Annotated in this window: 12 protein-coding genes; 2 read left to right on the forward strand and 10 right to left on the reverse strand. The window is 48.5% G+C overall.

Annotated features, from left to right (window positions below; translation table 11 throughout):
- Positions 1–39 precede the first annotated feature (39 nt).
- On the reverse strand, positions 40–2289 hold the full coding sequence (locus H3H32_RS04970; protein ID WP_182461558.1) for a DUF7133 domain-containing protein: 2250 nt from the start codon (positions 2287–2289) through the stop codon (positions 40–42).
- 19 nt (positions 2290–2308) lie between these two features.
- Positions 2309–2740 (reverse strand): hypothetical protein, encoded by a 432-nt coding sequence (locus tag H3H32_RS04975; RefSeq protein WP_309547135.1) that lies wholly within the window; start codon positions 2738–2740, stop codon positions 2309–2311.
- 7 nt (positions 2741–2747) lie between these two features.
- Here H3H32_RS04975 and H3H32_RS37770 point away from each other — a divergent pair, with 7 nt between their 5' ends.
- Both H3H32_RS37770 and H3H32_RS04980 read left to right on the forward strand, forming a co-directional pair.
- Entirely contained in the window at positions 2748–2870 is a 123-nt protein-coding gene (locus H3H32_RS37770; RefSeq protein ID WP_256432973.1) for a hypothetical protein, read from the forward strand.
- 280 nt (positions 2871–3150) lie between these two features.
- On the forward strand, positions 3151–3300 hold the full coding sequence (locus H3H32_RS04980; RefSeq protein WP_182461559.1) for an IS3 family transposase: 150 nt from the start codon (positions 3151–3153) through the stop codon (positions 3298–3300).
- A 333-nt stretch (positions 3301–3633) separates the two neighbouring features.
- Here H3H32_RS04980 and H3H32_RS04985 read toward each other — a convergent pair whose 3' ends face one another.
- The 8 genes from H3H32_RS04985 to H3H32_RS05020 form a co-directional block, all read right to left on the reverse strand.
- Positions 3634–4794 (reverse strand): aldose epimerase family protein, encoded by a 1161-nt coding sequence (locus H3H32_RS04985; RefSeq protein ID WP_182461560.1) that lies wholly within the window; start codon positions 4792–4794, stop codon positions 3634–3636.
- A gap of 131 nt (positions 4795–4925) precedes the next feature.
- Positions 4926–5624, reverse strand: coding sequence for an L-ribulose-5-phosphate 4-epimerase (locus H3H32_RS04990; RefSeq protein ID WP_182461561.1), 699 nt, complete (start codon positions 5622–5624; stop codon positions 4926–4928).
- A 90-nt stretch (positions 5625–5714) separates the two neighbouring features.
- Positions 5715–7256: an alpha-N-arabinofuranosidase gene (locus tag H3H32_RS04995; protein WP_182461562.1), complete on the reverse strand. Its 1542-nt coding sequence runs from the start codon at positions 7254–7256 to the stop codon at positions 5715–5717.
- 143 nt (positions 7257–7399) lie between these two features.
- Entirely contained in the window at positions 7400–8884 is a 1485-nt protein-coding gene (araA, locus tag H3H32_RS05000) for an L-arabinose isomerase (RefSeq protein ID WP_182461563.1), read from the reverse strand.
- Positions 8885–8992: 108 nt separating this feature from the next.
- Entirely contained in the window at positions 8993–10630 is a 1638-nt protein-coding gene (locus tag H3H32_RS05005; protein WP_182461564.1) for a ribulokinase, read from the reverse strand.
- A 427-nt stretch (positions 10631–11057) separates the two neighbouring features.
- Positions 11058–11759, reverse strand: coding sequence for an NUDIX hydrolase (locus tag H3H32_RS05010; RefSeq protein WP_182461565.1), 702 nt, complete (start codon positions 11757–11759; stop codon positions 11058–11060).
- A gap of 258 nt (positions 11760–12017) precedes the next feature.
- Entirely contained in the window at positions 12018–13373 is a 1356-nt protein-coding gene (locus tag H3H32_RS05015; protein WP_240543662.1) for a pectate lyase family protein, read from the reverse strand.
- 115 nt (positions 13374–13488) lie between these two features.
- A complete protein-coding gene (locus tag H3H32_RS05020) occupies positions 13489–13911 on the reverse strand; it encodes an OsmC family protein (RefSeq protein ID WP_182461566.1) in 423 nt (140 codons plus the stop codon).
- Positions 13912–13986 lie beyond the last annotated feature (75 nt).

Here is a 13986-nt window from a genome sequence, read left to right on the forward strand (position 1 = left end):
ACGGAACGTGGTGTCGGTTATAAGTAACCGACACCACCGTCACTTATCAAAATCGCCTTCCAGCAATTGCTTTTCGGTAAAAATGCCGTTGCCAGACGGCTTTTTATCTCTCATTTTTTTGACGTCTTCATTCGTAATCCCTTTTCCCTCCTTCGCAAATGCATTCTGGGTAAATCGAATGATGTCGGCAATATCCTGATCACTGATTTCCTTGTTATTGATCAGCGCGGGCATTTCGTTGTTTAATTGGTAGAGCTTTCCGTTGACGTGAATTGGCCCACTCACACCATGTAAAATCATGGCAGCCAGGCGTTTCGTCGATCCATTAATGTATTCCGAGTCTTTGAGCGGTGGGGCCAAATCCTGAATGCCTTTGCCATCAGCACCGTGGCAAGTCGCGCAAATACTTCGGAAAAGTTTCAACCCTTTTGTGCGGGGATCGACGTCATTTTTTTCAGCTACAAAGATGGGGTTCATCTCTTTTTTCTGTCGATTAGTTACAGCCAAGGTTAAGTTCTTTTTGAGCTGATCGCCTGGGTTCATCGATGCCAGATACACGTCTTCTTTACCGCTAAGTCCACTCGTAATAGCCTCCTGAAAAATGCCCTGGCTCGTGTGCTTTTTGTCGATTTCGGCCAGAATAGGCAGAAAACTAGTCTCCGACAGATTGAGCCAGGAGCTTAGTGACATCGACAGATATAGGTCTATTGTTTCATTATTCTGAGCCAGCAATTGCGTGCTGATCGCTTTCATTTTAGCGACGCGTGGCGCTGTGGCGAATCGCTCCAGAAGACCTAAGGCATGAGCAATTGTTTCTGGATTTTTCGATTGGTTGATTAGTTCTGTCAGGCTTTCAAACGACAGGGCGTTCAAGCCATCGAGCACGTAAAGAGCATGGATAGCCGTTGCAAACGAATTGGTTATCCGGGTTAGTTTGGTAAGCTGGCCGACAACCGAAAGGTCTTTCTTTTGAATCAGCAGTTGTTGAGAGCGATCTCTTAACCAACCGTTTGGGTGACTGAGTAAAGCCACTAACTGGGTGCTCGAAGCCTTCGATAAGTCGGGGACTGTGTTGGGCTTGATTGTTTTGCTGGTTACTTTTAGAATACGTCCTGCATTTTGTAACGTATCCAGTTTTTTCGCGGCCAGTTGTTCTGTCAGGTATTGCGAAATGTAGGCCTTGTGTTGAATGATACCCCGGTGCATATCGACGATATACATGGCTCCATCGGGACCGGTAAACAAATTGACCGGACGGAAACCTTCGTCGGTAGACGCTATAAATTCTTTGCCTTCTATTGCCTGGCTGGCGGTTGTTTGAAGGCCGTCAAAATGCAACACATTTCGTTTGATCAGATTGGCTTCGGGAACACAGACAAACGCATTTTGATTGTAGGCTTCCGGGAAAATTCCACCCCGGTATACCAAGGGTCCACAGGATGCCGTGACGTTTACTAGATAGCCTTTGTCATCCAGAATGCCTTCCTGATAACCCCGATTGACCGATGTTTGATGGATTGGAAATACCCGATTACTGGCTAAACGCTTGTTTTCAGCGATAGTCGGTTTGAAATACTTGTTCCGGATGATTTTGTTGGGCAACACATAATCTCCCTGTAAATTGACCGAGTTGTTATTGTAATACAGCCGCCCAAAATTGTCTCTCGTAATTCCCCATTGCCCACGAGCCGACGTCGGTTCTTTGATCCATTTCCCGTTTCTTAACTGGTACCGGAAATTGTAATTGGCATTGTAAATCCAGTTATCGACGTTCATCATCAGGCCATTAGACGAATGCTCGACATTGCCTCCTTCGGCATAAACCGGGTCGACCAGCGTTTTTTTTCCCGGCTTGTCATTTTTTATTTCGACAAACCAAAGTTTGGGGCCATCTACGTAGAGTAGGCCGCCGTAAACATGCGCCAGCCCTCTTGGCAGAACGAGCTTGTCTAAAAACACTTTGGCATGATCGGCCACACCGTCTTTATTCAGATCTTCCAGGATAGAAATCTTGCCCGTAGGTTCGTCTTCGCCGATTCCTTCGAGATTGGGCATATAATTGATCATTTCAACCACCCACATTCGCCCCTTATCGTCAAAATCCAGACTGACGGGGGCTTTTAGTAATGACTCAGAAGCGATCAACTTCAACTGAAAACCATCTTCTATGGTGTAGTTTTCGAGTGAGATTCCGGGCGCTTTGTACGTACTGATTCTGAAGCCTGCCATGAAAATGGAAAGCGTTACTAATGAGGCAAATGCTACTTTAAATGATCTTTTCTTAGTCATGTTTCTGACTGATTTTGGGTTACTTTCCTGGAAACATTCGAAGCAATACAACGCCGTGATGCCTGATCTCGGTTTTGAATGAATCAGTAAAGATACCAACGTCTTTTTGTCGCCACACATCGCGTAAGCGATATGCTCCTTTTAAGCCCACTTTTGTGAAGTCCATTGTGAATGATTTAGCCGTTTCGTCGCCCCAGCGAAAGTAGGATTCTGGAGTTTTTCCAAAGTCGCCCACATTGAATAAGCCGACGGCAAATGACCCGTCTTCCAGCGGTTTGATCCAGGTTTGAATGCCATTTTCTTCCTGCACCAATCGGGCCGATTTACCTAGAGGGTCCTGATCGATGGCGATGACTTCGTCGTTGGTGAGCAAATTCAGGGTAAAGGCGTCAAGTGGACATGCTACATTTGACTGGGTACTGCTTTTAGGCAGCTTTGGGGCAAAATCCAATGTAACTATGACTAAACGACCGCACGGCGGACCGTGTGTGTTTGACGAAGCCTTTAAAGAGATGGCTGTCGAGTTATCGTATGCTAAAGGCTCGATCCAAGATGCGGCCGCATCGGCGGGCCGACCGTGAACTGGGTGTCGATCCAGGCCGAATCAGTAAGTGACCACAACGCTCCAAAAAAGCAAGTCAAACCAACCCCCCCCAGTTCCACGCTTACCCCTGAGCAGCAACAGATCCGACAATTGCAACGAGAGCTGTAAGAAGCTTAATTGGATCGGATGGCCGAAGCCACGCGATATGGTAAAGAAGGCCGTCAGCATCTTCTCCAGGACCGACGAGAGATACTCCAGTTCATAAAGGGAAACGCTCACTTATTTCCCACGGTCCGCCGTGGCGGTTGGTTAACCGTGTGCATTTTGCCACACGTGTAGCAGCTCGGTTAGCTCTCGTTGAGTATATCGAGAGTTGGTATAACCGTCGACGGAAACATTCGACATTGCGTCACAGAACACCCAGTCAACAAGAAACCTATTTTTTCACTACTGCAATGGCCGCTTAAAAAACTATCCACTGTACTCTTGCTAGTCCAAAATTGCGTTCCACTGGTAGTCGGTCAGTGCCCCCACTGTTTGGTCATGGCTCTGTAGTTTGGCGACCACAAAGTTGACCCCACTACCACTACTTTTCAATTTCCAAACACGCTCTAACGTGAATAATGGATAGAATCTGAAATTGTTGGCTGATTATCAGTCGTTTATAATATTGTTTTTTGTCCTCCCAACGCCAGGAGGGACCTTCAGTAAATAACCAGTTGCCGAAGGTCCCTCCTGGCGTTGGGAGGACAAAAAACTAGTATAATTCTATTCGTAAATTATCCATTATTCACGTTATACTACTCTTTCTTCGATGAGAACTGGTAAATCGTTGTGGTTTTGTAAGTTTCACCTGGACGAAGAACCGTTGTTGGGAAGTTAGGTTGGTTAGGCGAATCTGGATAATGTTCGGTTTCCAGACACAGCGCGTACCGTTTTTTGTAAGGGAATCCTTCCCGACCTGTTACAGAACCGTCCAGAAAATTGCCAGTATAGAATTGTACGGCAGGTTGAGTTGTCCGAACTTCCATAACTCGTCCGCTGGTGGGTTCATACACGGTAGCCGCCAGCTTTAATGAGTCGCCAGTACCGTTCAGTACCCAGCCATGATCGTAGCCTCCGCCGTATTTGATCTGGGTATCGGTTGAATCGTTGATCCGTGTGCCAACAACCGTTGGCTTGGTGAAATCAAACGGCGTACCGGCTACGGGTTGTAGTTTACCTGTCGGAATCAGCGTTTGGTCGATTGGGATAAACTTGTCGGCGTAAAGAGTTACGACGTGATCCAGGATGTCCCGTTTGGCACCACCTGTCAGGTTGAAGTACGTATGATTGGTCAGGTTTACGACCGTTGGTTTATCGGTAGTAGCCTGATAGTCAATTTTTAATGCGTTATCTTTCTGTAGCGTATACGTTACTTCGACGGTTAAATTTCCGGGATAGCCTTCTTCGCCATCTTTCGAGGTATAGGTGAGTTTAAGGGCGGGCTCATCACCTTCAACTGGGGTGGCTGTCCAGAGAACTTTGTCGAACCCTTTCAGACCACCGTGAAGATGATTGCCGAAGTTATTGGTTGCGAGCGAGTACGTTTTGCCATCCAGGGTAAATTTCCCTTTGGCAATCCGGTTTCCGTATCGACCCACCAGCGCTCCGAAATAAGGTGTTCCCTTAACGTAACCCGCCAGCGAATCCATGCCCAGGGTGACGTCTTCAAACTTCCCATTCCGATCGGGCGTCGTTAGCGATACGATGATTCCGCCGTAGTTGGTAATGCTGGCAGACATACCGTCGGCATTGTGCAGCGTGTATAAATCAGCCGTTTGACCATCGGGTAGTTGGCCATAAGCTGTTTTTTCAATACCTGGTTTTTGCTCGGTCGTTTCTTTTTTGGACGTACAGGAATTCATGGTCACGCAACCCGCTAAAAGGGCCAGAGATAAAAATTGAGTCAAAAATTTCATGAACTAATGAGGATTTGGGAAATGGATATTTGCCTATGATGCCGGGTCTGAGAGGGCATTGACCCCCCGACCCAATACCACAAGCAAAGCCTGTTTACAGTCGATACTACTACAAAAATAGAATCAATCCCTTAACAACCTTGCCCATAGTACGCGTCTTTCCCATGCTTGCGCTCGTAGTGTTTCAGCCGCAGGGTGTCTTTGATGCGGGGCGTGTTCGTGTTGATTTGTAAGGTCAGGTACGCCATACGCGCAACTTCTTCCAGAACGGCTGAGTTGTACACGGCTTTCTCGGCGGTCTTACCCCACGTAAAGGGTCCATGATTTTGGAGGAGCACCATTTCCATTTCACTATAGCTCAGCCCTTTCTCGGCAAACACATTGAAAATCTGATGCCCCGTCTCATGCTCGTAATCGCCCTGAATCATCTCATCGGTTAGGGCAGGGGCGCAGGGAATATCCTGGTGGGTGTGATCGGCGTGGGTTGTTCCAAAAATAGGAATGTCCATACCCGCCTGCGACCAGGCCACTGCATACGTACTATGTGTGTGCGAAATGCCACCAATTTTATCCCAGGTTTTGTAAAGTAACGCGTGCGTTTTGGTATCCGACGAGGGGCGCATGGTGCCTTCAACCACTTTGGCGTCGAAATCGCAGATGACAATGTCGCGGGCCGTTAACTGCTCGTAGGGAACACCACTGGGTTTGATAGCGAAAACGCCCCGTTCGCGGTCAACAGCACTGACATTACCGAAGGTAAACAGCACCAGGCCCAACTTCGGCAGTTGCATATTTGCCTCGTAGCATTCTTCTTTTAAGGATGTGTACATGGAATTAATGTTGAATGGGCGAATGATTGAGTGATTGAATAGTTCATTAACAGCACCTATTCAATCACTCAATCATTCAAAATTCTATCATTAGATTTCTAGGACTACCACCGAAACAGGCGGCAGCGTTACGGTCAGCTTATCGCCTTCTACTTTGGCGCCATTGAAGACAACCGGCTTGATTTTAGTCAGATTCTCGAAGGTATTATGGTCGTGTACGTTAGCAGAGGTCAGAATTCGCCCGGTTAGGCCAGCCGCTTTGATACCTTTTAAATCTACCGAAATTGCCTGTGGTTTGGTTGGGTCGATGTTGACTAGTGATATATGGACTTTACCTGCTTTGTCGCGGGAAGCGGATACCGATACGGCGGGTAACTTTTCCTTATCGACCACAAAATCGTCTGACTTCACCTCAACAGGGAGCATTGTTGCATCCTGATGGACGTTGTACATTTCCAGTACGTGGTAAGTGGGTGTTAGCAGGAGTTTGTCGCCTTTGGTTAAAATAACCGCCTGTAATACGTTGATGGCCTGCGCCAGATTGGCCATGCGAACACGTTCGCAGTGCTTATGGAAAATATTGAGCGTAGCCCCGGCCAAAACCGCATCGCGCATGGTATTTTGTTGATACAGGAACCCTGGATTCGTGCCCGGCTCGACATTATACCAGCCACCCCACTCGTCGACAATCAGGGCTATTTTCTTCTCGGGGTCATACTTGTCCATAATGGCCGAGTGTTTCTCAATCAACTCGTCCATCAACAGCGCCTGCTGCATGGTTTTGAAATACTCCTGATCGGTAAATTCCGTGGCAGAACCTTTCTTGCCTTCGCCCCAGGATAGTACCGAGTAATGGTGCATAGCCAGCCCTTCCATTAAGCTGCCGGGAATATTTTTCATGAGGGTTTCAGTCCAGACGTAATCGTTGTCGCTGGCGCCTGAGGCAATCCGAAAAATACGCTCCTTGCCCACACGGTTGTTCATAAAGGTGCTATACTGACGATACAGGTTGGCATAGAAATCTGGTTTCATGTTGCCGCCACAGCCCCAGGCTTCGTTGGCTACACCCCAATAGCGCACATTCCAGGGGGCTTGTCGGCCATTCTGCTGGCGCAGGTTCGACATGGGACTGTTCTTTTCGAAGTTTACATATTGAACCCAATCCGATAATTCCTGCACGGTGCCACTCCCCACGTTACCGGCCAGATACGGCTCCGTTCCCAGTAGTTCGCACATATTCAGGAAATCATGAGTGCCGAAACTATTGTCTTCAGTAACACCACCCCACCATGTATTCACGATTTTAGGGCGTTTGGCTTTGGGTCCAATACCATCTTTCCAATGGTAGGTATCAGCGAAACAACCACCCGGCCAACGAAGGTTAGGGATCTTCATTTTTTTCAATGCGGCAACTACATCCAGACGAACTCCGTTTTTATTGGGAATTTTGGTGTTGGTTTCCCCGACATAAAAACCGTCATAAATGCTACGGCCAAGGTGTTCGGCAAAGTGGCCGTAAATGTGACGACTGATGACGTGCTTGCCCTCGCTGGCATTGATCGTTACTTTGTTTTGAGCCAACGTTAGTAGGCTGCTACTGGCGAATAAGAGGGTTATAAATTGTTTTTTCATTGGGAAGGGTTGGGATAGCGCGAACGTCTTCGTTCGTGCTGACTATTCTTCGGCCTCTGGCCGATTGGCTATTAATTTATTCCGGCCAGAGGCCGGGGAATAATCAGCACGAACGAAGACGTTCGTGCTATCGCTCTGTAATGCTACCGATAAGCAGCCTCGCTCCAGCGCAGCTCGTTTTTCAACTGACGCAGGTTCGTGTTACGATCAATCACTACGAGTTCAACCCCGAAAATATCGGCGAAGTCTTCGATCTGATCGGTCGTCAGGTTCTGGCTATAGACTGTGTGGTGGGCACCTCCCGCCAGAATCCAGGCTGCACAGCCCGTTTGCATATCAGGCATTGGTTTCCAGATGGCGCGTGCTACCGGTAATTTCGGCAGAGCTTCGGGCACTTCAACGGCTTCTACTTCATTGACCAGCAGTCGGAAACGGTTACCCATGTCGATGAGTGACACGTTGATGGCAGGGCCAGCAGGAGCGTTAAACACCAGGCGGACGGGATCCGCTTTTCCACCAATACCTAATGGGTGAATTTCGCAGGTTGGCTTACCGGCTGCAATTGACGGGCAGATTTCGAGCATGTGCGAGCCAAGTACTAACGGATTCACAGGATCGAAATGGTAAGTATAGTCTTCCATGAACGAGTTACCTCCTTTCAGACCAGCCGCCATCACTTTCATCGTGCGTACCATCGCTGAGGTTTTCCAATCACCCTCACCACCGAATCCGTAGCCATCAGCCATTAAGCGCTGGGAAGGAATGCCCGGTAGTTGCGTCATGCCATGCAAATCTTCAAACGTATCGGTGTAGGCTGTGAAGTTTCCATCTTTTAGGAACGCCCGCATCCCGATTTCGATTTTGGCCGCATCACGAAGGGAGCTGTGTTGGGCGCCACCTTTTAACAGCGAATTCATCAGTGTGTAACTGTCGGCGTATTCTGCCACCAGCAGGTCTATTTCGGCGTCGGTCACCTGATTGATAACGGCCACCAAATCGCCAATTCCGTGCGTATTCACCGACATACCAAAGGTCATTTCGGCCGCTACTTTATCGCCATCCGTTACAGCTACCTGCCGCATGTTATCGCCAAAACGAACCACTTTCATGGTCTTCAATTCGTAAGCGGCTACGGCCACCCGACTCCAGGACGCAATTTTGTCGATAACGGCCTGATCTTGCCAGAAACCAACAACGATTTTACGATTCAACCGCATGCGCGACATGATAAACCCAAACTCCCGGTCGCCGTGCGCCGATTGGTTCAGGTTCATAAAATCCATGTCGATTTCATTCCAGGGAATGTCGCGATTGAATTGCGTATGTAGGTGAAGGAGCGGTTTTTTCAGCACCGTTAATCCCCGAATCCACATTTTAGCGGGTGAGAAGGTATGCATCCAGGTGATAATCCCTACGCAATTCGGTGCTACGTTGGCTTCCTGACAGATGGCGTAAATTTCATCTGGTGTTTTCACAACGGGTTTAAACACCACCCGAACCGGCATTTTATCGCCAAGGAAATTGGCAATAATTAAGGAGTGGGCATCGACTTGTTTCAGCGTTTCTTCGCCGTATAAATGTTGGCTTCCTGTTACGAACCAGACTTCAAATTGTTTCAGATCGAGCATAATTTTATGTAGAACGGAGTGGTACTCCGTTCAGCCGTCAGGCTATTTGTTCAACTGTTAATTAGTCGCTTAGGCGACTGAACGGAGTACCACTCCGTTCTACATACTTTATAACTCCTTTTCTACAAAAGATCCCAGCTTCAAATACTTCGCATATAGCGTTTCATACACAGCCACTTTGTCGGGCTGGGGTGTGTACACGGCATCGAAACCAGAACCCATTGCGTGTTGAGCAGCTTCCATTGTTGGGTGAACGCCAGCCGCTACGGATGCACACATGGCCGCACCCAGGGCACAAGCCTGATCGGCACTGGCTACCTGAATGGGCTTATTTAGCACATCGGCGAGGGTTTGCATCACAAAGGGTGATTTTTTTGCCACGCCACCAATCGCGATTACTTTCTTGATCGGGACGCCTTCATCCAGAAAGCGATCAACAATACTCCGCGAACCAAAGGCCGTTGCTTCAACCAGGGCTTTGAAAACTTTAGAGGCATCGGTGCCCAGGTTTAACCCGGCTATGGCTGCCTTAAGTGTATGATTGGCATCGGGTGTACGGCGTCCGTTAATCCAGTCGAGCGCGATCACATCGTTCTTGGTAACGGGTAACTTGGCGGCCTGCACTGATAAGTAGGGGATAAGCTGCTGGTTCATCGCGTCGGCGGCTTCCTGTCCTAGCAACTCGCGCACAGGGCCTGTAATCAGGCGGGCAAACCAGGCGTAGACATCGCCAAATGCCGACTGTCCCGCTTCCAGACCAAGCATTCCCGGCGCTACCGAACCATCTACCTGCCCGCAAATTCCGCGAATGAGTCGATGTCCGATTTCCTCGTTTGGGGCCATGAGAATATCGCAGGTTGAGGTGCCGATGATGCGGACAAACGCATAGGGTTCAATTTCGGCACCAATGGCACCCATGTGCGCGTCGAAGGCTCCCACACCGATCACAACGTTGGTCGAAAGCCCCAGTTTTTCAGCCCATTCTGGGGAGAGGTGGCCCATTGATTGATCGGAGGTGTGGGTGTCGGTAAATAAGCGATCGCGTAATCCGCTGAGTAACGGATCGAGCCTGGTCAGGAATTCATTGGAGGGTAAACCGCCGAACTCGCTGTGCCAAAGGGCTTTGTGTCCGGCTGCGCAACGCGATCGTTTGAGTGTCAGTGGATTGGTATTGCCCGTCAGAACTGCCGAAATCCAGTCGCAGTGTTCGATCCAGGAGAAGGCGTGCGCACGGATGGTTTCATCAACTCGCAGCGTCCGTAGCATTTTTGCCCAGAACCATTCTGACGAGTAAATACCCCCGACGTATTTGGTGTAATCCGTGTCCCAATGATGCGCCAGATTGTTGATTTCCTCGGCTTCAGCATTGGCGGTGTGATCTTTCCAGAGAATAAACATACCATTCGGATTCTCCGCAAAATCGGGGCGCAGCGCCAGCGGAAGACCAGTTTCATCAACAGCGCAAGGAGTAGAGCCAGTAGTGTCTATCGAAATGCCGACTACCTGTTGGCGAATATCGGCAGGGGCCTGGGCCAGAGCGCCAGTAATGGTGGCAGTTAACCCTTCGAGGTAATCGAGCGGGTGTTGTCGGAACTGCGACGTGGCTGGATCGCAATAGAGTCCCTGTTTCCAACGCGTATATTCGTGAACGTGCGTTCCTACAGCTTCGCCGGTTTGCGCATTCACGACTAAGGCTCTGACCGAATCGCTACCAAAATCGACGCCGATAACGTATTGATTATTCATAGATAAGGTTACTCGGATTGGCTAAATAAGCCGTTGTTTAGCGGGTAGGAATTTGTAATTTCTAGAATAGTGTATCTGTGACACAATATTACAACACTTTTAGGTTAGTTGAACGAGAAATGAAATTATTATTTGTTTTCCTTGTAAAATTCTACTGGACTTAGTAGGGAAGCCTTTTGAATGAAGGATACGGCCTAAAAAGGGCCTTTTGTTAGAAATCTACCAACCTGATTTTGAGGGGTCAGCGTTCTCGGTCTGTATCTTCACCTACGGCGCTTTGGTCTTCTTACTTAGGAGCAATACCTATTGACAGGACGCCCTTACAGGGCTAATTCGCCCGTGTTAAAGATGTGTATATGCTCTAGGTGAGAACACAGACGGAGGATAAGCCGAACACGTTCTGGACGAGAAGGTTGTTTTTGAATGATTAGGAAAGGGTTAGCTCAGGGAAGAAACCAACATAATCGGTAAGGTATTGCTGGTATTTGTCGGCATTGAGCTTGTACAATTTCCCTTTCTTCGTGACTGAATTTGAGTCTTTTTCTCCGGTGTCGATCAGGAGTTCGGTCGATATAATTTTGCGACTGAAATTACGCCGGTCAAGTTGAGTATTATAGATCGCTTCGTATACCTTCTGAAGTTGCGGAATGGTGAACTTGTCGGGCATCAATTCAAAACCAATGGCGTGTAGAGCCGCTTTATACCGGAGTTGCCGTAATGCCTGATCCACCATCGCGTTGTGGTCGAAAATCAGATCGGGTTTTTCGGACAAATTAATCCAATAGGCGTTATGTGACTTAATAGCGTTGATGTCCTGCTGCTGAATATTGACCAGTGCATAATACACGACCGATATCGTTCGCTCAACGGGGTCGCGCTTTACCGCACCAAAGGTTTGTAGTTGCTCGAGGTAATTGTTAGTTAGGCCCGTCAGATCGTACAGGATACGTTGAGCGGCTTCTTCCAGATCTTCCTGCTCATTGAGGAATCCACCCATCAAAGACCATTTGCCGCGTTCGGGATCAAAGTTTCGTTTGATCAGCAGTAATTTGAGTTCTTCTCCGTCGAAACCGAAAATGATACAATCTAGCGCAACAAGAATGCGACTCGGGTGAGTATAATGAACCATAGGGCAACGAATAGAGGATGCTGCAATGTAGGCCAAAAATGGTATTGATGAAAAGCGGCTTATGGCTATTGTCGTGATTAAGCGAAGAATCAGCCGATTATACTAGCTGCAAATACTTGGGATGGCGCGAGGCTCCAGCCTCGTACCGACTATTCTTCGGCCTCTGGCCGATTGGTTATGAACTACTTCCGGCCGGAGGCCGGGGATAATCAGCACGAACGAAGACGTTCGCGCTATCCCGTCGTTCGCGCCATCCAGTTACAAAACCAAACTGTTCAGATAGACTTCAACATTGGTGTACTGGTCGTCGAGCTTAAATTGACTAGCATCTGCAGGATTGTTAGGATCGAGGTCGTGACTGTTTTCCCATTGATCGGGCATACCGTCGGCATCGGTGTCGACTGGTGCGGGTGCCTGTTTCAGATCTACCCAACCACCTACATCTTTTTGGGAATCGATAATTCCTCTTTTCTGCGATCCAAACGAAGCTGTTCCAGTGCGAACATCGTTAACAACACGAGCGTCTATGGCATCGCGTCGGTAGCTGGCACCGGCCTTTGCAAGTACCTGCTCGTAGGCTTGCTGTGCCGTTTGCTCGGGAAGAGTCTCGACCATAAAAGGCTCAGTAGCTATGGCCGAATCAGGCTCATCGCATTGGACTCCACCACTCAGGTTGTTTTTACTGACGATACTATCGCCCATCACGAAATTCTCTGCGACAAAAAACTGACCGTAGGGCTTCGATGGGTTTACAATCCGGCTCTGGAGCTTCGGTGGGGTTGCCGGACCGGGTTTGTAATAGTTACTAACCAGATTATGATTTCCCTTTTCACCGCCATACACATCATTGATTCCCCAGTTGTAAATGACATTGTTTCGGAAATCGACGAGTTCACGCTGGGGTTGTTTGTGGTAACGTGATCCGCAGAAGCGGGGTGTCCGGCTATTCTGATGAGCAATCAGATTATGGTGAAACGAAGCGCCCATGCCACCCCAGATTCCACCATAACCATGCGCGCCTTTTTCATGAATAGACTTGTTTAAACTCTCGGCAATCAGGCACCATTGCATGGTAAAGTTTTCGTTATCATAAAACGATGCGCATTCATCGGTTGCCCAACTCATGGAACAATGGTCGATGATAATTCGCTTCTGACGAAGCCCTGTGATGGCGTCATCCTGTTGTTTGGCTTCGTCGCCCAGACGAAAGCGTAAGTATCGGATAATGACGTCGTTGGCTTCAATGGTCAGGTTGTAGTTTTTCAGACAAATGCCATCGCCCGGTGCCGACTGGCCCGCAATGGTCAACTTATTCTGTCGAATCAGGATCTTTGATTTCAGGGCAATGGTACCCGAAACCGCAAAAACAACAATCCGTGGTCCTCGCGTTGTAACCGCTTCCCGAAAGCTGCCGGGGCCGCTATCGTCCAGATTTCGAACAACGAGCACTTGCCCACCACGTCCTCCGCTTGTGTATTTGCCGAAACCCTCTGCACCCGGAAACGCGAGTGGTTTGGCGAAGCCAGATTGACCAGATGCACAAAATGGGCTGATAGCACTAGCTATGAAACTAACGAATAAGCTGAAATAGCTGAAAAGACTAGGTAGTTGCATTGGTTTATTGTGTGCTCTACTTTTTAACGCAAAGGCGCAAAGATCGCCAAGAGTATTTCATTGCGTTCTTTGCGCCAATCTTTTGCGCCTTTGCATTATTCTTTAATCACCGAGACTACACCAATGTAGCATCCACCGAGATTTTGGTATTGAATAACTTCGAAATAGGGCAGTTTTTTTCGGCATGCTCAACCAGTTCCTGAAATTTAGCCTCATCAAGACCGGGCACGCTGGCTTTTACCACCAGATGTGAGCCGCTGATGCTGGCACTATCGGTATCGAGGGTTATGGTGCACTGAGTGTCGATTGAATCGGCAGTGAAACCTGCCCCCTGGATGTTGAACGCTAATTGCATGGAGAAACAACCGGCATGAGCCGCACCGGCCAGCTCTTCAGGATTTGTGCCAATGCCATCGGCAAAGCGCGTGTTGAAGGAGAACTGCGACTGGTTAAGTACGGTACTGGCGGTTGAAACGGTTCCTTTTCCGTCTTTGCCTGAACCTGCCCAATGGGCCGAAGCGTTCCGTTTGATTTGCATACTGAGCTACTGTTTTAAAGATGAATGAACGTGAATGAAAAGATAGAACTCTGTCTGTAGTTAACTAAGGCAAAA

This window comes from Spirosoma foliorum (assembly GCF_014117325.1).
Classification (GTDB): Bacteria; Bacteroidota; Bacteroidia; order Cytophagales; family Spirosomataceae; genus Spirosoma; species Spirosoma foliorum.

Bases quoted from the DNA above. Each gene is read 5' to 3' on its own strand.
- H3H32_RS05010 (WP_182461565.1), bottom strand. From the start codon at position 11,759: ATGGTTCATTATACTCACCCGAGTCGCATTCTTGTTGCGCTAGATTGT.
- H3H32_RS05015 (WP_240543662.1), bottom strand. From the start codon at position 13,373: ATGCAACTACCTAGTCTTTTCAGCTATTTCAGCTTATTCGTTAGTTTC.
- H3H32_RS04970 (WP_182461558.1), bottom strand. From the start codon at position 2,289: ATGACTAAGAAAAGATCATTTAAAGTAGCATTTGCCTCATTAGTAACG.
- H3H32_RS05020 (WP_182461566.1), bottom strand. From the start codon at position 13,911: ATGCAAATCAAACGGAACGCTTCGGCCCATTGGGCAGGTTCAGGCAAA.
- araA (WP_182461563.1), bottom strand. From the start codon at position 8,884: ATGCTCGATCTGAAACAATTTGAAGTCTGGTTCGTAACAGGAAGCCAA.
- H3H32_RS05005 (WP_182461564.1), bottom strand. From the start codon at position 10,630: ATGAATAATCAATACGTTATCGGCGTCGATTTTGGTAGCGATTCGGTC.
- H3H32_RS04990 (WP_182461561.1), bottom strand. From the start codon at position 5,624: ATGTACACATCCTTAAAAGAAGAATGCTACGAGGCAAATATGCAACTG.
- H3H32_RS37770 (WP_256432973.1), top strand. From the start codon at position 2,748: ATGACTAAACGACCGCACGGCGGACCGTGTGTGTTTGACGAAGCCTTT.
- H3H32_RS04995 (WP_182461562.1), bottom strand. From the start codon at position 7,256: ATGAAAAAACAATTTATAACCCTCTTATTCGCCAGTAGCAGCCTACTA.
- H3H32_RS04985 (WP_182461560.1), bottom strand. From the start codon at position 4,794: ATGAAATTTTTGACTCAATTTTTATCTCTGGCCCTTTTAGCGGGTTGC.